At 38.8% G+C, this 17,886-nt stretch carries 22 protein-coding genes; 11 read left to right on the top strand and 11 right to left on the bottom strand.

What is annotated here, in order from left to right; all coding sequences use genetic code 11:
- Positions 1 to 74: 74 nt before the first annotated feature.
- From FK178_RS12760 to can, 3 genes are all read left to right on the top strand, one after another.
- Positions 75 to 365 carry a hypothetical protein gene (locus FK178_RS12760; protein WP_146835861.1) on the top strand — a complete coding sequence of 97 codons (291 nt, stop codon included), beginning with the start codon at positions 75 to 77 and terminating at the stop codon, positions 363 to 365.
- 174 nt (positions 366 to 539) lie between these two features.
- The gene (locus tag FK178_RS12765) at positions 540 to 2,126 is read left to right on the top strand and encodes a SulP family inorganic anion transporter (protein ID WP_146835864.1); all 1,587 of its coding nucleotides are present in this window, start codon (positions 540 to 542) and stop codon (positions 2,124 to 2,126) included.
- A 31-nt stretch (positions 2,127 to 2,157) separates the two neighbouring features.
- Positions 2,158 to 2,793, top strand: coding sequence for a carbonate dehydratase (can, locus tag FK178_RS12770; protein ID WP_146835867.1), 636 nt, complete (start codon positions 2,158 to 2,160; stop codon positions 2,791 to 2,793).
- Between the two features lie 69 nt (positions 2,794 to 2,862).
- Here can and FK178_RS12775 read toward each other — a convergent pair whose 3' ends face one another.
- Positions 2,863 to 3,408 carry a CvpA family protein gene (locus FK178_RS12775; RefSeq protein ID WP_146835869.1) on the bottom strand — a complete coding sequence of 182 codons (546 nt, stop codon included), beginning with the start codon at positions 3,406 to 3,408 and terminating at the stop codon, positions 2,863 to 2,865.
- Between the two features lie 47 nt (positions 3,409 to 3,455).
- Here FK178_RS12775 and FK178_RS12780 point away from each other — a divergent pair, with 47 nt between their 5' ends.
- The 4 genes from FK178_RS12780 to FK178_RS12790 all read left to right on the top strand — a co-directional run bounded on the left by FK178_RS12780 (position 3,456) and on the right by FK178_RS12790 (position 5,462).
- Complete coding sequence (locus FK178_RS12780; RefSeq protein WP_146835872.1) at positions 3,456 to 3,812, top strand: hypothetical protein; 357 nt, start codon at positions 3,456 to 3,458, stop codon at positions 3,810 to 3,812.
- Positions 3,813 to 3,876: 64 nt separating this feature from the next.
- On the top strand, positions 3,877 to 4,896 hold the full coding sequence (gene pheS / locus FK178_RS12785; protein WP_146835875.1) for a phenylalanine--tRNA ligase subunit alpha: 1,020 nt from the start codon (positions 3,877 to 3,879) through the stop codon (positions 4,894 to 4,896).
- Position 4,897: 1 nt separating this feature from the next.
- On the top strand, positions 4,898 to 5,065 hold the full coding sequence (locus FK178_RS15505) for a hypothetical protein (RefSeq protein WP_168194595.1): 168 nt from the start codon (positions 4,898 to 4,900) through the stop codon (positions 5,063 to 5,065).
- Between the two features lies 1 nt (position 5,066).
- The gene (locus tag FK178_RS12790; RefSeq protein WP_146835877.1) at positions 5,067 to 5,462 is read left to right on the top strand and encodes a hypothetical protein; all 396 of its coding nucleotides are present in this window, start codon (positions 5,067 to 5,069) and stop codon (positions 5,460 to 5,462) included.
- A 65-nt stretch (positions 5,463 to 5,527) separates the two neighbouring features.
- On the opposite strand, the gene FK178_RS12795 is transcribed toward FK178_RS12790, so the two are convergent.
- Entirely contained in the window at positions 5,528 to 6,523 is a 996-nt protein-coding gene (locus tag FK178_RS12795) for an NAD(P)H-dependent glycerol-3-phosphate dehydrogenase (RefSeq protein WP_146835880.1), read from the bottom strand.
- Positions 6,524 to 6,823: 300 nt separating this feature from the next.
- Here FK178_RS12795 and lysM point away from each other — a divergent pair, with 300 nt between their 5' ends.
- On the top strand, positions 6,824 to 7,324 hold the full coding sequence (gene lysM / locus FK178_RS12800) for a peptidoglycan-binding protein LysM (RefSeq protein WP_146835883.1): 501 nt from the start codon (positions 6,824 to 6,826) through the stop codon (positions 7,322 to 7,324).
- Positions 7,325 to 7,532: 208 nt separating this feature from the next.
- Here the strand turns inward: lysM and nadD are convergent, their stop codons facing one another.
- The 5 genes from nadD to FK178_RS12825 form a co-directional block, all read right to left on the bottom strand.
- Complete coding sequence (gene nadD, locus FK178_RS12805; protein ID WP_146835886.1) at positions 7,533 to 8,114, bottom strand: nicotinate (nicotinamide) nucleotide adenylyltransferase; 582 nt, start codon at positions 8,112 to 8,114, stop codon at positions 7,533 to 7,535.
- Positions 8,114 to 8,698, bottom strand: coding sequence for a guanylate kinase (gmk, locus tag FK178_RS12810; protein WP_146835889.1), 585 nt, complete (start codon positions 8,696 to 8,698; stop codon positions 8,114 to 8,116). The genes nadD and gmk overlap by 1 nt, the downstream gene beginning before the upstream one ends.
- Complete coding sequence (locus FK178_RS12815; protein WP_146835892.1) at positions 8,698 to 9,555, bottom strand: YicC/YloC family endoribonuclease; 858 nt, start codon at positions 9,553 to 9,555, stop codon at positions 8,698 to 8,700. Before FK178_RS12815 ends, gmk begins: the two co-directional genes overlap by 1 nt.
- Positions 9,556 to 9,699: 144 nt before the next feature.
- Entirely contained in the window at positions 9,700 to 10,548 is an 849-nt protein-coding gene (locus FK178_RS12820; RefSeq protein WP_146835895.1) for a DUF1206 domain-containing protein, read from the bottom strand.
- Positions 10,549 to 10,609: 61 nt separating this feature from the next.
- Complete coding sequence (locus FK178_RS12825; RefSeq protein WP_146835898.1) at positions 10,610 to 11,575, bottom strand: YheT family hydrolase; 966 nt, start codon at positions 11,573 to 11,575, stop codon at positions 10,610 to 10,612.
- A 96-nt stretch (positions 11,576 to 11,671) separates the two neighbouring features.
- Between FK178_RS12825 and FK178_RS12830 the strand changes: the two genes are divergently transcribed.
- Positions 11,672 to 12,163, top strand: a complete 492-nt coding sequence (locus FK178_RS12830) for an acyl-CoA thioesterase (RefSeq protein ID WP_146835901.1) — start codon at positions 11,672 to 11,674, stop codon at positions 12,161 to 12,163.
- Here the strand turns inward: FK178_RS12830 and FK178_RS12835 are convergent.
- The 3 genes from FK178_RS12835 to FK178_RS12845 are packed head-to-tail and all read right to left on the bottom strand — an operon-like array spanning position 12,147 to position 14,212.
- Positions 12,147 to 13,043 (bottom strand): DMT family transporter, encoded by an 897-nt coding sequence (locus FK178_RS12835; protein ID WP_146835904.1) that lies wholly within the window; start codon positions 13,041 to 13,043, stop codon positions 12,147 to 12,149. The genes FK178_RS12830 and FK178_RS12835 overlap by 17 nt on opposite strands.
- Positions 13,036 to 13,389: an arsenate reductase family protein gene (locus FK178_RS12840; RefSeq protein ID WP_146835907.1), complete on the bottom strand. Its 354-nt coding sequence runs from the start codon at positions 13,387 to 13,389 to the stop codon at positions 13,036 to 13,038. The genes FK178_RS12835 and FK178_RS12840 overlap by 8 nt, the downstream gene beginning before the upstream one ends.
- 34 nt (positions 13,390 to 13,423) lie before the next feature.
- Positions 13,424 to 14,212 carry a DUF3298 and DUF4163 domain-containing protein gene (locus FK178_RS12845; RefSeq protein WP_146835909.1) on the bottom strand — a complete coding sequence of 263 codons (789 nt, stop codon included), beginning with the start codon at positions 14,210 to 14,212 and terminating at the stop codon, positions 13,424 to 13,426.
- A gap of 148 nt (positions 14,213 to 14,360) precedes the next feature.
- On the opposite strand from FK178_RS12845, the gene FK178_RS12850 reads away from it, so the two are divergent.
- Complete coding sequence (locus FK178_RS12850) at positions 14,361 to 15,509, top strand: cystathionine gamma-synthase (protein WP_317130396.1); 1,149 nt, start codon at positions 14,361 to 14,363, stop codon at positions 15,507 to 15,509.
- Positions 15,510 to 15,564: 55 nt separating this feature from the next.
- Here FK178_RS12850 and FK178_RS12855 read toward each other — a convergent pair whose 3' ends face one another.
- Complete coding sequence (locus tag FK178_RS12855; protein ID WP_146835917.1) at positions 15,565 to 16,341, bottom strand: THC0290_0291 family protein; 777 nt, start codon at positions 16,339 to 16,341, stop codon at positions 15,565 to 15,567.
- A 188-nt stretch (positions 16,342 to 16,529) separates the two neighbouring features.
- Between FK178_RS12855 and gdhA the strand changes: the two genes are divergently transcribed.
- Positions 16,530 to 17,873 carry an NADP-specific glutamate dehydrogenase gene (gene gdhA / locus FK178_RS12860; protein WP_146835920.1) on the top strand — a complete coding sequence of 448 codons (1,344 nt, stop codon included), beginning with the start codon at positions 16,530 to 16,532 and terminating at the stop codon, positions 17,871 to 17,873.
- Positions 17,874 to 17,886 lie beyond the last annotated feature (13 nt).

A 17,886-nucleotide genomic window follows, 5' to 3' on the forward strand; every position in this document is an offset into this window, starting at 1 on the left:
TTCTCTATGTTAATTTTAGATTAAAATATCATTTTAGGTTTTCTTCTTATCCTCTAAAGTTTATTTTTGCACTTATGAAAAAAACAGCATTATTCTTTCTGGTATTATTTGCAGGATTCCTCGCGACTCCCACAATGATTACCTATGTAGATGAGAATGCTGATATTTCTATGGCTTTCACAGCAAATGAAGAAGAAAATTCCTCAAAAACCCAGTTGGTTTTTGAGTATACTTTTCACGAATCCCATCCGGGAAACCTTGGCCTGCATTTCTTGCAGGAACAGTCTGCCTTGATCCATTATTACAATCAGGCCGCAGGATTGGTATTTCTCGATGTCCTTTCTCCTCCTCCCAAACGGGCTTAATAAAATCTACATTTTAAACAACCCATTACACCTTTATTAAGGTTTGGTAAATGCAATTGGTCATTTCCAACAGGCAGCTATTGGTTTTCTGTTCGGTTCTTAGGAGCCTATGTGGTTGATTCTCAAAAAATAAAATAATAGGGTGCGATTTACCCTAAAAAAATTCTATTGCATATGTTTAAGACCATCAAGGCAGATCTTCCTGCCAGTTTAGTTGTATTTTTTGTTGCCCTTCCATTATGTCTTGGTATTGCCCTTGCCAGTGGTGCACCCTTATTCTCCGGTATTATTGCGGGAATTATTGGTGGTATTGTAGTGGGAGCTATTTCAGGTTCCTCTATTGGAGTAAGTGGTCCTGCGGCTGGTTTAGCTGTAGTGGTCCTTACCGCAATTGCAGATCTTGGAAGTTATGAGTTGTTTTTAGTAGCAGTTGTATTAGCAGGTTTAATGCAAATTTTATTAGGTGTACTAAAAGCGGGGGTTATTGGGTATTTTTTTCCATCCTCTGTAATTAAAGGGATGCTATCAGCCATTGGTATCATCATATTTTTAAAACAAATCCCACTTGCCCTGGGCTACGAAGAGGGGGAAACACCATTTGCCTTTTTTGAAACTACAGGTTTGGATATTTTCAGGGGTCTTGTAAATATGGTGAGCTCTGTTCATCCCGGGGTGGTGCTGGTGACCACTATTTCCCTTGTAATCCTTTTAGTGTGGGATAAGGTTCTGGCCAAAAAACATAAAGCTTTTAAATTGATACCCGGTCCTCTTGTGGCCGTAATAGCCGGGATTATTTACCAGTTATTTTTTAACGGTTCAGGTTCAACCTTGGAGATCACCGGAGCAAATTTGGTATCTGTCCCAATTCCTGAAAATGTTTCAGATTTTATTGGACAATTTACTTTTCCCGATTTTTCCCAACTTGGAAATACCCAGGTGTATATGGTAGCAATAACTATTGCAATTGTTGCGAGTCTGGAAACACTTCTTAGTGTAGAGGCTACAGATAAGCTGGATCCTGCCAAGCGTGTTACTCCAACCAACAGGGAATTGGTGGCTCAGGGTGTAGGTAATACATTTTCAGGTCTTGTAGGAGGGTTACCCATTACACAAGTTATTGTGAGAAGTACCGCCAATGTTATGAGTGGAGGAAAATCAAAAGTTTCTTCAATTATACATGGTTTTCTTCTGTTGTTTAGTGTAATTTTAATACCCAGATACCTTAATCTTATTCCATTGGGTGTTCTTGCGGCGGTTCTTCTTATCATTGGTTATAAGCTTGCCAATCCTAAGCAATTCCTTCAAATGTCGAAATTGGGGAAATCGCAGTTTATCCCCTTTTTAGTTACAGTAATTGCCATTGTGGCGACAGATTTACTTGTGGGTATTCTTTTAGGATTAGCTGTGGGAATAATTACTATCTTGATTAATAGTTACAAGAATTCCCATTTCCTTCATATAGAGGATAAATCAAATGGGGTGCACCGTATAAAAATGGAACTTGCAGAAGAAGTTACATTTCTTAATAAAGGAGCCATCCAGCGCGAGCTGAATGCCCTTCCTGAAAATTCATATGTAACCCTGGATGTACGTAAAACCAGGTCTCTTGATCTTGATATTCTGGAGATTCTGGACGATTTTGCAGTAACTGCGGACAGAAAAAATATTACCATGAAACTTATCTCTGAAAGGGGAGAGGTAGAAAACCCGAAAAGTTACCGTGAATTCTTTGGAGTAACCGTCTTTGAGGGGGCGCATTAGTAAAACGAATTAATAATTAAAATATATAGCAATGAGTGATTTTTATAAGCAATTAATTGAGAATAACAAGAAATGGGTTGAGACGAAATTAGATCTGGATCCCCAATTTTTTGAAAAACTTTCTAAAGGTCAAAAGCCACCTGTATTATGGATAGGTTGTGCAGATAGCAGGGTTCCTGCAAATGAGATCATTGGAGCAGAACCTGGAGAAGTATTTGTTCACAGGAATATTGCCAACATGGTTGTGCATTCTGATATGAACATGCTAAGTGTTCTGGACTATGCGGTGAATGCGCTGAAAGTAAAGCATGTGATAGTTTGCGGACATTATGGTTGCGGGGGTGTAAATGCAGCTATGACGAACCAATCTATTGGGATTATAGATAACTGGATTCGTCACATTAAAGATGTATACCGGGTTCATAAAAAGGAACTTGATGGAATAGAGGACCAGACAAAGAGATTCGACAGGTTTGTAGAATTGAATGTAACTGAGCAGGTGTATGACCTTGCAAAAACATCTATAGTACAAAATGCCTGGAATAATGGCCAGGACCTTACCATTCACGGTTGGGTGTATGGGGTAGATTCAGGAATTATCAAGGATCTTGGAGTAAACTTTAAAAATGACTCTGAACTTGATGCTGTTTATCAATTGAACTTTTAAACTGGTGTTTAATTTGTTTGTTTGCATGGGTCGGCAACTTTGCCGGCCCTCTTGCATTATATAACATACTTAGTTCACCACTTCTTCCTCTTCTTTGGGCTCATTAATTTCTTCCAGGAATTCGAGATCCTGTACTTCCCTGAGTATGGAAGGTACAATGGCCGGTGCGAGTGCTTTAATGGGAGGATACAACACAGAAGCTCCCAGAGTTTCTTCTTCAATAATATTTACATCCTCATTGGTGGCACTAAAAAACATTATGATAACGCTGGTTATAAAAGCCACTTTTATTAAGCCGAAGGCTGCTCCCAGAAGCTTATTTATAATTCCCAGAGCGGCAAAATTGGCCACAGTAGTTAGGAACTTCCCTGCCAGGGAAATTACAAATACAATTAGAATGAAGGTAATTGCAAATGCTGTGAGATGCACAAACTGAATATTCCAGGAAACACGGTTAGTTAAGAAATCACTTAAAAAATGAGAGAAATAAATCGCTCCGTAAATTCCTGCAACAAAGGCCACAAGGGAAGCGAGTTCGGCAAAAAATCCACGGAAAAAGCCTCTTATGACTCCATATAGAAGGATAAGTGCAAGGACAATATCAACTATATTCATGCTTTAAAGATAGTTTTTACAAAGCCTAAGATACGTATCTTTGCCAAATGTCAAGAGATGAAAAACTAAAAGAACGCTGGACCGGCGTGCAACAGAAATTATCAAACCAGTTTGCCGATGGTGACCTGCTGGACCTGGATGCTATAATTTACTTAATAGGTGTACAGGAACTGGGACAGCCCCACAAAAAATTTAAAAAGGACCACAAGCTGGATCTTATGCATATAGCCATTTGCAGGCTCCTCGAGCCTTATGGGTATTATGAGTTTGATTATTTTGATGAGGACAGCTGGCCGCATTACAAGATCCTGGAAACATTACCTGCCTTGAAAGCCGGGGAACAGTCTGTATTAATGAAAGAAGCAATTGTCCAGTACTTTTTGGAAAAAGGTTATATAGAATAAAGTTAAGGAATGGGGGTAAAGCTACAATTTTATTAAATTTGACCCTCTTTAAAGAAAAGATTTCATGATTGAAAAGATAAAGGAACACATTGCCAGGGTGGCAGATTTTCATACAGATAATCCTGAAGATGCCGAGGCGTTTCGTATTGAATACCTCGGAAAAAAAGGTTTTTTAAACCAGTTTTTTGCCGAGTTTAAAAATGTTCCGAACGATCAAAAAAAGGATTTTGGACAGGCGATCAATACCCTTAAAAACGCCGCTCAGGAAAAAGTAACCTTTTTAAAGGAATCCCTGGATGGCAAACAAACCGAAACAGGAGCGTATGGGGATCTTTCACGTCCTGCAGAACCTGTTGAAATAGGAGCCAGGCATCCCATCTCTATAGTGAAGAACCAGATCACAGAGATATTTTCAAATATTGGATTTAATGTTTCTGAAGGGCCTGAAATAGAAGATGACTGGCATAATTTTACTGCGCTTAATCTACCGGAATATCACCCGGCCAGAGATATGCAGGATACCTTTTTTGTTCAAACAGATCCTGATATACTTCTTCGTACGCATACCTCATCTGTGCAGGTGCGGTATATGGAAAATAATCAACCCCCTATAAGAACAATTTCACCTGGAAGGGTATTTAGAAATGAGGCTATTTCTTCACGGTCCCATTGTATTTTCCACCAGGTAGAAGGTTTGTATATAGATAAAGACGTTTCCTTTGCCGATTTAAAACAAACTTTATTGTATTTTACAAAGCAAATGTTTGGTAAATCAAAGATAAGGCTGCGTCCATCCTATTTTCCATTTACAGAGCCAAGTGCTGAAGTTGATATTTACTGGGGTCTGGAAACTGAAACAGATTACCGTATTACCAAAGGAACAGGCTGGCTTGAGATCATGGGCTGCGGGATGGTAGATCCAAATGTGTTGAAGAATTGCGGTATAGATCCCCTGGAATACACCGGTTTTGCTTTTGGAATGGGAATAGAACGTATCGCAATGCTATTATACCAAATAGGAGATATTCGTATGTTTTATGAAAATGATATCAGGTTTTTAAAACAATTTAAATCAACTATTTAATATGAAAAAATTCGGAATTCTTATTTTGGCCATTATCATTTTTGCCATCATTGTATATGTAACTTTTATCATTGCAGTGGTAGAAATAATTGTTGGTGCAATTCTTTTTATTGCCGCAGCCATCTTCCTGTGGATCCTTTGGAACAAGCTAAAGAATAAACTGAGTTAGTTTGAAAAAAGACATTGAAATACCACCGGTAACAGGGGTATTTATTGCGGCGGTAAGAGAAGAAAATAAGGAATTCCGCTCCATGGACTGGAATGCTTATCTTATAAATGATAAAAATGTTCCCCTGGAAATGGTGCTTATTGTAACCCGCGGGTATGATGAAAAAGATAGCACCTCAACAATGCGGCACACCATTAAAGTCCTTCCCGCCAAATCTTTCGCCAAAATTGAATTTATGGAGGATAGTGTCCTTCGGTTAAATAATGAATTTTTAGTGACTTTTTTCGAAGGGAATACCATGTTTGAAAAGAAGTTCCTTTTCCCAGGTAACTCTATCAAGGCAACTGCTTTAACCAATATTCCGGTTATAAATAAAAAAGGCATTCTGGCCACTTAGGCCTCTTCTAAAAGTAAAGAAACCCTTTGTGTGAACAAAGGGTTTCTTTTAATATTGAATTTACTTCAATCCAGCTTTTCCGCTAATTTCTTAAACACCTTTTTAGGGTTTTTACCTTCATATAAGATAGCATACACAGCATTGATAATTGGAGTTTTTGCACCCTTCTCTTTATTGATCTTATAAGCACTCTCGGTTGCATAGTAACCTTCAGCCACCATACTCATTTCCATTTGGGCACTTTTTACGGTATAACCCTTTCCTATCATATTTCCAAACATCCTGTTTCGGCTGAAAACAGAATATCCGGTTACCAACAGATCTCCAAGGTATGCAGAGTCGTTGATATTACGTTTCATTTTGTGCACCTTTTTAATGAATTTCTTCATTTCCCGTATCGCGTTGCTCATGATAACGCTTTGAAAATTATCGCCATAACCAAGCCCGTGAGCTATACCAGCGGCAATCGCATAAATATTCTTGAGCATTGCCGCGTATTCTGTACCTGTAACATCATCACTGGTTTTACAGGTAATATAATCACTTTGAAGATGACGGGCCATTATTTTGGCTTTAGCTTCATCCTGGCAGGCAATTGTCAAATAGGAAAGTCTTTCCAATGCCACTTCTTCGGCATGACAAGGCCCGGTAATAACACCAAAATTCTCATCTGGCACTCCATATTCCTTATTGAAATGCTCTCCAACAATAAGACTGGTTTCCGGCACGATCCCTTTTATTGCTGAAAATATAACTTTGTCATTTAACGGAAGTGTGAGTTTGTCCAACTCACTTTTTACAAAGGCCGAAGGAATTGCAAATATGAGATAGTCTGAATTTTTTACTACCTCATTAATGTCATTGCTTAAATGCAACTGCTTTACATTGAATTCGACAGAACTTAAATAGTTGGGATTGTGGTAATGGGTTTTAATATGAGTGATGGCGGTTTTGCTGCGCATATACCAATTTATCTCCTCAAGATTCTCACTAAGCATTTTTACAATAGCTGTGGCCCAGCTGCCACCACCTATTACACCGAAAGTAGGGGTTTTCTCCATAGTTTATTTAATTCCGCCCCAAAAATACATAATTTAAAAAGAATTTAACTATAAGTTAAAGTTCAAACCAATGGCAATCAATCCGGTTTTAAGGCGTTTAATTACAGACGAATGGTAGAAAGCGAGATACTGCCATTCGTTAATTAGTTTTTTGGTTGGTTATTTAGTTAAACAGGGATGCGTAAAAAAAACGTATCCCTGTTTTTCTAACTGGTAAATTTCCTAACAAAAATTTAGGATTTTATTGAAGATCAATTAGAAAGGGAATTCGTACTTTAGAAAAACAATCAAACTATCAATATGGGATTATTCAATTTTATTAAGAATGCCGGTGCGAAGATTTTCGGGGCCGGAAAGGAAACCAAACATGAAACCGTAAAAGTAGAAGGGGAAAAAGATCAAAAAGAGCGGGAAGAGAACAAAAGAGCCGCCCGTAAGCTTGAGGAAACAATACGTGATCTTAATTTACATGTAGAGGGCCTTAGGATTGAAATAGAAGGTGCAATGGCTACAATTTGGGGTAAAGCTGAAAATCAATCAACACGTGAAAAAGTAATTTTGGTAGTTGGAAATGTTGAAGGGATAGCGCAGGTAGATGATAATATGGAGGTTGAGAATAAGGAACCCGAAGCCGTTTTTCACACCGTTGAAACCGGGGATACCTTGAGTAAAATAGCCAAAGAACACTATGGTAATGCCAACAAATACCATGAGATATTTGAAGCAAATAAACCTATGTTAAAAGATCCAGACAAAATATATCCGGGACAGGTGTTAAGGATCCCGGCACAAAAACAATAAAAAACAATTAAATAGAAAGACTGTTTAAGAAATTGAGCGGGTTACATTGAGCGCAGTCGAAGTGCAAAAGTTATAGTTCCACCATGAAAAAAGTAGGATCAATTAACTCAACCGAACCTTCAAAAATGATTTAAACAGTCTTTTACTTTAATTATAAAAAGATGAATTTTTAAATAAAAACCCGCTATTAGGCGGGTTTTGTTTTGTGTTAGCGGTAGAAGTTCATCCTGTCCATATATTCCCAAACTTGTTTAGGTAACATGCTTGTAATGTCTTTACCCTCTTTCACGGCCTGTCTAATAAAAGTAGAGGAGATTTCAATAACAGGAGCATTTACACGAATAATTCCCGGATGTTCAATAAACCTGCTTTCAACCTCACCCCCCGAGATACGCGGGTATACATAGATCTTATGCCTTTCCAGGATTACCTCAAAATTCTTCCATTTATGAAAGCTTTTTAAATTGTCTTCGCCCATAATGAGGGAGAAATCGACCTTTGGATGATCTTCTTCCAGTTTGGCCAGAGTAACAGCAGTATAATTGGGTTGAGGTAATTTAAATTCTACGTCACAGGGTTTTAATTTCGGGTAACCCTCGCAGGCCAGGTAAACCATTTCAAGACGATGGTGATTATCTAAAAGACTGGATTTTTTCTTAAATGGATTATGCGGGGTGACAACAAGCCAGACTTCATCAAGATTGCTGAATTCTACTATATAGTTGGCAATAATTATGTGTCCAATATGAATTGGATTGAAGGTGCCAAAATAAAGTCCAACCTTTTTCATTAGTCTTCCCCGTTTGCGCCAACAAAGGTAGAAACCAAATGATAAGCCTCATCCAGGGCGGTTTGCAAATTGATATTTTCAATAATAAAGTCAAACTGTGGAGCTGTAGCCAGTTCTATGGACGCCTTTGCAACACGCATATTTATCTTGTCATCAGATTCTGTCTTGCGTTTTTTAAGCCTGATCTTTAGTTCTTCTATGCTGGGGGGTTTCACAAAAACGGCCAGGGTTTCTTCAGGATAGATGTTTTTAATATCCAGGCCTCCCACCACATCAATGTCAAAGATCACGTTTTTGCCTTTGGCCCAGATCTTTTCAATCTCAGTTTTTAATGTTCCGTAGAAATTATCACGGTACACCTCTTCCCATTCCAGGAATTCATCATTTTTTATCTTCTTTTTGAATTCTTCAAGGCTAAGGAAATAATAATCTTTCCCATCTACTTCCCCCACCCGTGGTTCTCTGGAGGTTGCAGAAATTGAAAATTCAAGTTTTAACTCGGGGTGAGCCAATAAGTGCTGTACAATAGTTGTTTTTCCCGATCCTGAGGGAGCCGAGAATACAATGAGTTTTCCAGATTGCATTAGAGTACATTTAATAGTTGTTCCTTCACTTTTTCCAGCTCATCTTTCATTTGTACTACAAGCTGCTGCATAGGTGCAAAATTTGACTTGCTGCCAATTGTATTTATCTCACGCCCCATTTCCTGGGAAATAAATGCGAGTTTCCTGCCATTGGAATCCTGAGAATTCAGGGTTTCCTTGAAGTAGGAGAGGTGGTTGTCAAGCCGCACTTTCTCTTCGGTAATGTCAAATTTTTCTATATAATATACCAGTTCCTGTTCAAACCGGTTTTCATCTATGTTTTCCTTTAGATCTGCTACTCCTTTTCTTAATCTTTCTTTTACACCGGCAATCCGGTCGGGATCCATTGCAATAATATTTTCAAGAAGGCTTTCTATATTGGAGATCCTTAGTTTTAATTCATTCTCGAGGGCAAGGCCTTCATCTGTCCTGAATGTATTGATCTCTTCCAGGGCAAAATGCACCGCTTCTTCAATGGAGGCAAATTCAGTTTCGTTTAACTCCTCCCTTTCTGTTTTCAGAACATCTGGCATCCTAACAGCCATTTTTAAAAGCTCGGTTTCATCTCCGTCTACAATGGCTTTCAATTGGTCTATATATTTTCTTACTACGGCTGGATTAATAACAGCAGTTGTTTCCTCTGCGCTCACTTCTACATAGAGAGAAAAATCTACTTTCCCCCGGGTTAAGGAATTGGATATAAGATTTCTTAGATACAATTCTTTTTCACGGTACTGGCCGGGGATCCTTGCATTAAGGTCAAGGGTTTTGCTGTTGAGCGATTTAATTTCTACGGTGATCTTTTTTGTAGGAAGTTGTAGCAGGCTCTTTCCAAACCCTGTCATTGACTGAATCATGCTTGATTTTTAAAAGGTTGCGCAAAGATAAACATTTCTACAGCATCACAAATTTAGTAGAACTCTATTTTAAAGTTTAAGCTTGGACTGTTTCCTGAGGAGGTGAGAAGGGTAAAAGGCCAGAATGTGTTTATTTTAAAAGGCTTACAACAATTTGGTGAAGTTTGCATGTCTTGCAACCATAATATGGAAAATACCATAAGCCGCAAGGCCAAATGCTACTGCTGCAAGCAGGAGGTTACCATAACTAAAACTTAGAAAATATGCGAGTGCTCCTTCAGTGCCTTTATATTCATTGGCATTGTGTTTAAGAATTACTTTTATTATGAAGAAAGCAAGTACGCCAAATACCATTCCCCGGGCAACATATCCTAATTTTCCCGCTCGTTTTATAAAGTCATATTCATATTTTACCTTGGGATAATTATCAATTTTCTGCATAAATTTACCTTTATAAGCTATAAAAAATTGCTGAAGGGCTTGCCCTGCAATTAGAAGAGCCAGGGCCCAGATTAAAGCTTTCCCCCAGTCGTTGGATAAAAGCTGCCATAATGCTGCTTTTTCATCTCCCGCAACATCGGTTTCAAAATCGGGCTCATAACTTCCGCTCAATTTGTTGAGAAGTGGCTTTGCAAAAGCATAGGCTATGAAGCCATAAAATATTCCGGAATAAAAGTAGCGCAATCGTTTAAACCCCGATTTCAGGTTTTTACTGTCTAACCCACCCTCAGGAAATTTAATTGTCTGGTAGAATCTCCAAACCGAATAAGCAAACAAGCCCAGGGATATTACCCCTACAAAAGCTTTCCCCAGGGGTAGTTCCAGCAAAAATTTTATAACATTTCTGGTACTGGAAATATCACCGCCCAGGCCCAGGGCTGCCATAAAAGTTAAACTCCCCAACAACACATAAACAATGCCTTTGGTAAAAAATCCTGCCGATCTTATTTTGGCAATTTTGCCCGTATTATTATTCATTTCCCTTGAGGTCATAATGACCTTTTTAAAATTATTACATATTTGTGTATCTAACCTTTAGAGTTCGATATTTATTTTAACTGTTTTCGGTTATAAAGGCCAGGGCACGCTCCTCAGCAAAAGTGGTTTTCTTATTTTGAAGAAACCCAACATGTCCACCATAGGCAGGCAATTCCAAATGGAAATATTGATGTTCAATTGCCAGTTCAACCGGGGAGGAGTTTGGAGATAAAAATGCATCGTTTTTTGCATTTATTAGGAGGGTAGGAATATTAATAGATGGAATAAAATTAAGAGCGCTGCTCTTTTCATAGTAATCTCTTGCATTTTGAAAGCCATGAGCTTTCCCTGTATAAAGATCATCAATTGCATATAAGGTATTACATTTCATGATCTCTGCACGGGTAATCTTATCTGGAAACTGTTCACTTCGTATTAAAAGTTGTTGTTTTAATTTTTTTACAAAGCGCCGTGAGTAGAGATAATTTTTTGTTTCCTCCAGTTTTTTAAGTGACAGGTATAGGTCGCAGGGGGTAGATATAGCCACTGCCGCTTTTAATTGGGGAGGGATTTCTTTTCCTTCCCCCAGATATTTTAGCATTAGATTTCCTCCCAGGCTAAAACCCGTTAAGGAGAGGGTGTCATAATTGTTGTTTTCAAGAACATATTTTATTACCTCTCTAAGGTCTTCACTTGCTCCGGCGTTATAGGAGCGGTAAAGCCTGTTTAATTCCCCGCTGCACCCGCGTAGGTTTATGGCAGCAACATCCCAGCCGGCTTCGTTAAAATGATTTGCCATACCCACAACATAGGGCCTCGATGAATTTCCTTCAAGGCCGTGAAGTATTATTTGCAATTTTTTGGAGGAAGCCTTAGAGGAAAAACTCCAGTCGATATCCAGAAAATCTCCGTCCTCCAGTTCAAGCCTCTCACGTTTTTGTGAAATTTCAGGAACACTTCGAAACATAGAAGCATAAATTGTTGACAGGTGGTAATTCCTGAATATAACCGGAGGATTATAGTTGCTTTTTAATAATGGCATATGCAAATTTCGCTTTTTTTATTTCTTCTGCTTCAGATTTAATAAACAATTATGCATGCATAATATTTTTACTTATTTTAGCTGAAAAAGGAAACTATGTACCATAAAGAATTTGATATACGTTGGAGTGATCTTGATGCCAACCGCCACCTTGCCAATACTGCCTATATAAATTTTATGAGCCACACCCGTATGGGATTTTTAATGGAAAATGGTTTTGGCCAAAGGGAACTGGCCAAATATAATATAGGCCCCGTAGTGTTTTATGAACATATTTTTTATTTTAAGGAGGTCTTTGCAGGGAAACCTGTAAAAGTAAGTCTGGAATTAAAGGGCCTTTCTGAAGATGGAATGTATTTTGAATTTATTCATAATTTCTATGACCACAGGGGTAGAAATTTTGCGAGTTGTGAAATGATGGGTGGATGGATAGACCTTCATGAAAGAAAACTTACTTCACTTCCACCTCAATTACACTCCAATCTAAACAGCTTAAGCCATACCGGAGATTTTAAAATATTGACAAAGGAAGATACACGCAGGTTCAATAAGAAACCGGTGGATATAGATATTAATATTTTAAAATAGTTTTTTTCTTGGTCACCAGGTAAACCCCCAGGAAAACCAAAGATCCTGCGGCCACTTTTAATAGATTCAATTCATCTATTCCTACAACAACCGCAAAAATTATCGCAATAAGGGGTTGCAGGTAAATGAATGAGCTAAGAGTAGAGGGGGACAATTGTTTTATTGCATATATGTTAAGCAAATACGTAGAAAAAGTAGTTCCCAGGACCACAAATATCATACTCCAAATAGCGGGAGAGGGCAGTTCTACCCATTTTACTTCGCGGAATTCAGAAAATGTAAGGGGGAAGTTTACTATCAGGGCTATTAAGAACAGCCATTTCATTAAAGTAATGGGGTGATATTTGGATGCCAGAGGTTTTACCAAAATGAGATAGATACCAAAAGAGAAAGCATTCACTATAAATAGAAGATTTCCCAAGGGAATATTGGGCGCATCCTGGCGCATTTCTTCTGAAAAAAGGACCAGCATAAGAGCGCCGCTTAAACCTAAAAATATTCCGGAAACTTTTAACATTGTGATCTTTTCCCGCAATAAATAGGAGGATAGAACCAACACCAAGATGGGGGTAATAGTTACTATAACCGAACTATTTATGGGGGTTGAAAGGCTAAGACCTTTAAAAAACAGCAGCATGTTGATCACCATACCAAAAACAGCACAGGCTATAAGCCTGAGCCAGTCACTGGTGGCTATTTTTTCTTTGGGAAACCAAAGTGAAATAAGCCAGAAAAGAATTGTGGCTCCTGTTACCCTTAACAATATAAAACCAAAAGGTTTAATATAAAGGGGCATAACTCCCTTTGCTATGGTATGATTAAGGCCATATATAGTAGCTTCGCTAATAGCTGCTAAAATGGCAATCGCACGTTTATTCATTCATGGAATTTTTCGCGGCTTCCACGTTTTTCGGGGAATTTCCTATAAAGATCTTGTCGTTATTTATAATTACCGGTCTTTTTAAAAAAGTGTAATGTTCTAAAATTAGGTTCTTATACGCCTCTTCATCAAGGTTTTCATTTTTGAGATCTCTTTCTTTATAGAGGCGGGCTCTTTTGCTAAAAAGCGCTTCATAACTCTGTGTAAAATTATACATTTCCTCTAATTGCTCTTCGGTAACCGGAGTCTCTTTGATGTCCTGAAGAATAAAAGAAGAAGGTGGGTCCAGGTCACTCAGGATCTTTTTGCAGGTATCACAGGTAGAGAGGTGATATATCTTTTTCATAACTACATTTAATTCTCCGGAGGCACCGGAAATTCTATAAAAATTTAAAAAAATCTGTGGCCTCTTCGCGTGGGATTTCTATTTGAATTCCACCTTCAGAGTATGAAGCCACTTCATAGGCGTTATACCTAAGAATGATCTTGTTCTTAAGAAATCCTATGTTCTGAGGTAAATAAAAACTGTCATTTTCAAAAAAGTAACCCGTGCTGTTTATGGATTCTCCTTCGGGAATTTCTTTCTTAACACGGAATACCCCTTCAGCATACTCCTTAAAATCTGCAGTAAAAAGGTCTTCATTCTTAAGAATCTCTCCCGTTTGAGGGTTTAAATTTATATAACTCCTGCTGGAAAATCCATGAGCCCCACCTGTAAAAATCGCCAGGTTGAATTCCAGGGAAATTATCTCAGGAGTATTGGTGAGAACTCTTCCTTCTACCGATGCTTCCCAGGGAATATTATATTCGGGAAATTCCATTGCAGAGGTTTCATAGTTATCAATAAAGGTTTGCGACAAAGATTCCAGGCTGGAGAAATTGTTTTCTTCCTGATAATCCAGTATGTTGATCACGTGTTGCTCAATATTCCGGTTGATGCTTTTGTTCCGGGCACCTGTACCAGCTACCCATGGAATATTCAGGCTTATATATGCACAATTTTCCTCATCAGGATCACAATCGCGATCTGAAACTTCATCAATAATCAACGCCTCAAATTCGGGTGCCGGAGTGTCTTTTTGACAGCCGGCAAGAAATAGCAGGAGAATAAGAGGTGAAACAAGCTTTTTCACAGTAAATGCAATGTTAAATTCGGGATAAAGGTACATGCTATTTTGCCAATCCCCAATACGAGTATTACATTTGCTGCACTAAATATTTGTTAATTTAGCTTTATTGGAAATCCCTGAAAATGTGGGGGTTTCATTGCAAAATTATGCCGGAAAAAATTCCTGCTAAAAATCCAAAACAAAAGAGATTAATATGAAATTCAACACTAAGACAATTCACGGAGGACAACATGATGTAGACCCCGCATATGGCTCTGTTATGCCACCAATTTACCAGACCAGTACGTATTCTCAATCTACGCCGGGTGGTCATAAAGGGTTCGAATATTCCCGTAGTGCAAATCCAACCCGAAGTGCTTTGGAGCGTTCCCTTGCGAGTATTGAAAACGGTAAGTTTGGCCTGGCATTTGGCTCGGGTCTTGCTGCAATTGATGCCGTAATGAAATTGTTCAAACCCGGTGATGAAATTATATCTACCAATGACCTTTACGGAGGTTCTTACAGGCTGTTCACCAAAATTTTTGAAGGCCTGGGTCTTAAATTTCATTTTATTGGGATGCAGGATGCATCAGATATTGAAAAATATATCAACGAAAACACAAAACTTATTTGGGTTGAAACCCCAACCAATCCTATGATGAACATTATAGATATTGAGGCTTCGGCTGCCATTGCCAAAAAGCACAATATCTTACTTGCGGTAGATAATACTTTTGCAACGGCATACCTGCAAAGGCCATTGGACCTTGGAGCAGATATCATTATGCACAGCGCTACCAAATACCTTGGCGGCCACAGCGATGTGGTAATGGGCTCCCTTGTAGTTAATGACGAAGATTTGGCAAACAGGTTGTATTTTATTCAAAATGCAAGTGGTGCGGTTTGTGGCCCTATGGACAGTTTTCTGGTGCTGCGTGGAATAAAAACCCTTCACATTCGTATGCAAAGGCATTGTGAGAATGGGGAAAAAATTGCCCGTTATTTAAAAGATCACCCTAAAGTTGGAAAAGTCTACTGGCCCGGGTTTGAAGATCATCCCAATCATGAGGTAGCGAAAAAGCAAATGTCTGGTTTTGGGGGTATGATCTCATTTACAACGGTGGAGGACACCCTTGAAAGTGCGGTTAAAATAGTGGAGAATTTAAAGGTTTTTACTCTTGCTGAATCTTTGGGAGGCGTTGAATCGCTGGCCGGGCATCCTGCGAGTATGACCCACGCTTCAATCCCTGCAGAAGAAAGATTGAAAACCGGGGTGGTAGATTCTCTTATTCGACTTAGTGTTGGGATAGAGGATGAAGAAGACCTTATTGAAGACCTGAGACAGGCATTGGGATAAATCTTTGAAACCTTATATATAAAAAGCTCCGGTAATTTATTGCCGGAGCTTTTTTTTAAAAATTTAAATAATAGATGTACCCAACATTCACCCAAAAAACAAAATCATTGAATTTGTTTTGTGGTGCGTTAATGTTCAGCCCATCCAGCCAGTCTGTATCATAGTAATGCCATCTCCCCTCAACTGCAAGATCGCTCACGTAATTAAGCCGGTAGCGTAGCCCCACACTTCCTGCGATGGCCCAGGTGTCTCCACCTTTAAAATCCATCCCGTCCCTAAAGGTGGGAAAAACATTCTTGGGATTATCAAGGCTCCCAAGATCTGAATATGCGCTTGGTTTGTAGTAAACATAATGTGCCCCAAGGCTTATAAACGGAGCAAACATATAGCCGAAATTAGTATAATCCCTTATACTGAAAGGGTAATATTCAAGTGCTGCGCCTAATTCAAATGTTTGGGTTTGCCCGTGCATAGCCCGCAGAAGTTCTCCACTGGTATTGTTTTTTGCGGCTACCGGTCCAAAATGTTCCAGTTTGCTGAAAAAGTAATCCAGCTCTGTGCGTATCTTGAAATGGTCATTAAAAAAATTGTCGGTAGCGTAGCAGTTGCATTCAGCTTTGTAGGCGAAGTTCATGTAATGCACCAGTCCCACTCCATAACCTGCGTTATTAAGATTGTTCTTTACATTCCATCTTTCGCCATAATCTGTGAAAAAAGAAGTTGGGCCCACAAGTACTCCTATTTCGTGAGAAATTCCGAGTTGGGCAAAACTTCTTTGGGAGGAAACCACAAAGAGAAAAAAAACAAGACAAATCCTCAGGGATTTCTTCATTTACCGCGGCTTGTAGTATAAACAAATATATAAAATAGACTGAACAAAGCTAGGAGGAAAAACACCCATTAAAACAAGACGTTAATTTTATATGAAATCATAAAAAAATGAGGCGATTCTTTATATATACTTTATATTTGCACCAATTTACGAAAACGTAATAATCAATAATATAAAGCACTACTATTATGGAGCAAAGTGTAAAAGATTTTTTGGAGGTTGTTTCTAAAAGAAATCAGAACGAACCGGAGTTTTTACAAGCTGTACATGAGGTGGCCGAAACGGTTATCCCATTTATAGAAGAAAATAAAAAATACCAGAATAAAATGTTACTTGAACGCATGGTGGAACCTGAAAGGGTGATCATGTTTCGGGTGCCGTGGATCGATGATGCAGGGAAAACACAAATTAATAGAGGATTCAGGATCCAGATGAATTCGGCCATTGGACCATACAAAGGAGGAATGCGGTTTCACCCTTCCGTTAACCTAAGTATTTTAAAGTTCCTTGCCTTTGAACAAACCTTTAAAAACAGTCTTACCACTTTACCTATGGGTGGTGGAAAAGGAGGGTCAGATTTTGATCCTAAAGGAAAGTCAGACAATGAGGTGATGCGTTTTTGCCAAAGCCTTATGACAGAGCTTGAAAGACATATTGGTGCAGATACAGATGTTCCTGCTGGAGATATTGGAGTAGGGGCACGTGAGGTAGGTTATATGTTTGGCCAATACAAAAGGTTAAGAAATGAATTTACAGGAATTCTAACAGGAAAAGGACTTTCTTATGGTGGTTCCTTAATACGTCCTGAAGCAACCGGGTATGGAAATGTTTACTTCACCCAGAATATGCTGGAGTTAAAGGGAGATACCATAAAAGGAAAAACTGTGGTGATCTCAGGTTCCGGAAACGTGGCACAGTATGCAGCTGAAAAAGCTACTCAACTGGGTGCAAAAGTTGTTACAATGTCAGATTCCGGTGGGTACATATATGATGAAAATGGAATTGATGCTTCAAAACTTCAATTCATTATGGACCTTAAAAATGTAAGAAGAGGTAGAATAAGCGAGTATGTAGATCAATATCCTTCAGCAAAATATTTTGACGGAGAAACTCCATGGGGAATTGCCTGTGATATTGCCATGCCTTGTGCAACCCAAAACGAACTGGATAAGGCTGATGCTGAAAAACTGGTGAAAAATGGTTGCCAGGTGGTAGGTGAAGGGGCTAATATGCCTTGTACACCAGATGCTGTTACGATATTCCAAAACGCTAAAATTCTTTTCTCTCCGGGGAAAGCGTCAAATGCCGGTGGAGTTGCAACTTCAGGTCTTGAGATGTCTCAAAACTCTATGAGATTTAACTGGACTGCAGAGGAAGTAGATAAAAAACTTCACGAAATAATGAAAAATATTCACGCCGCCTGCGTTCAGTTTGGATCTCAGGAGGATGGATATGTAGATTATGTAAAAGGAGCAAATATTGCAGGTTTCGTAAAAGTAGCCGATGCCATGCTTGCGCAGGGAGTAGTATAATCAATCCTCACCT

This window comes from Antarcticibacterium arcticum, assembly GCF_007993795.1.
GTDB classification, from domain to species: Bacteria; Bacteroidota; Bacteroidia; order Flavobacteriales; family Flavobacteriaceae; genus Gillisia; species Gillisia arctica.

Coding starts and splice junctions, on each gene's coding strand:
- FK178_RS12760 (WP_146835861.1), top strand. CDS start 75: ATGAAAAAAACAGCATTATTCTTTCTGGTATTATTTGCAGGATTCCTC.
- FK178_RS12765 (WP_146835864.1), top strand. CDS start 540: ATGTTTAAGACCATCAAGGCAGATCTTCCTGCCAGTTTAGTTGTATTT.
- can (WP_146835867.1), top strand. CDS start 2,158: ATGAGTGATTTTTATAAGCAATTAATTGAGAATAACAAGAAATGGGTT.
- FK178_RS12775 (WP_146835869.1), bottom strand. CDS start 3,408: ATGAATATAGTTGATATTGTCCTTGCACTTATCCTTCTATATGGAGTC.
- FK178_RS12780 (WP_146835872.1), top strand. CDS start 3,456: ATGTCAAGAGATGAAAAACTAAAAGAACGCTGGACCGGCGTGCAACAG.
- pheS (WP_146835875.1), top strand. CDS start 3,877: ATGATTGAAAAGATAAAGGAACACATTGCCAGGGTGGCAGATTTTCAT.
- FK178_RS15505 (WP_168194595.1), top strand. CDS start 4,898: ATGAAAAAATTCGGAATTCTTATTTTGGCCATTATCATTTTTGCCATC.
- FK178_RS12795 (WP_146835880.1), bottom strand. CDS start 6,523: ATGGAGAAAACCCCTACTTTCGGTGTAATAGGTGGTGGCAGCTGGGCC.
- lysM (WP_146835883.1), top strand. CDS start 6,824: ATGGGATTATTCAATTTTATTAAGAATGCCGGTGCGAAGATTTTCGGG.
- nadD (WP_146835886.1), bottom strand. CDS start 8,114: ATGAAAAAGGTTGGACTTTATTTTGGCACCTTCAATCCAATTCATATT.
- gmk (WP_146835889.1), bottom strand. CDS start 8,698: ATGCAATCTGGAAAACTCATTGTATTCTCGGCTCCCTCAGGATCGGGA.
- FK178_RS12815 (WP_146835892.1), bottom strand. CDS start 9,555: ATGATTCAGTCAATGACAGGGTTTGGAAAGAGCCTGCTACAACTTCCT.
- FK178_RS12820 (WP_146835895.1), bottom strand. CDS start 10,548: ATGACCTCAAGGGAAATGAATAATAATACGGGCAAAATTGCCAAAATA.
- FK178_RS12825 (WP_146835898.1), bottom strand. CDS start 11,575: ATGCCATTATTAAAAAGCAACTATAATCCTCCGGTTATATTCAGGAAT.
- FK178_RS12830 (WP_146835901.1), top strand. CDS start 11,672: ATGTACCATAAAGAATTTGATATACGTTGGAGTGATCTTGATGCCAAC.
- FK178_RS12835 (WP_146835904.1), bottom strand. CDS start 13,043: ATGAATAAACGTGCGATTGCCATTTTAGCAGCTATTAGCGAAGCTACT.
- FK178_RS12840 (WP_146835907.1), bottom strand. CDS start 13,389: ATGAAAAAGATATATCACCTCTCTACCTGTGATACCTGCAAAAAGATC.
- FK178_RS12845 (WP_146835909.1), bottom strand. CDS start 14,212: ATGTACCTTTATCCCGAATTTAACATTGCATTTACTGTGAAAAAGCTT.
- FK178_RS12855 (WP_146835917.1), bottom strand. CDS start 16,341: ATGAAGAAATCCCTGAGGATTTGTCTTGTTTTTTTTCTCTTTGTGGTT.
- gdhA (WP_146835920.1), top strand. CDS start 16,530: ATGGAGCAAAGTGTAAAAGATTTTTTGGAGGTTGTTTCTAAAAGAAAT.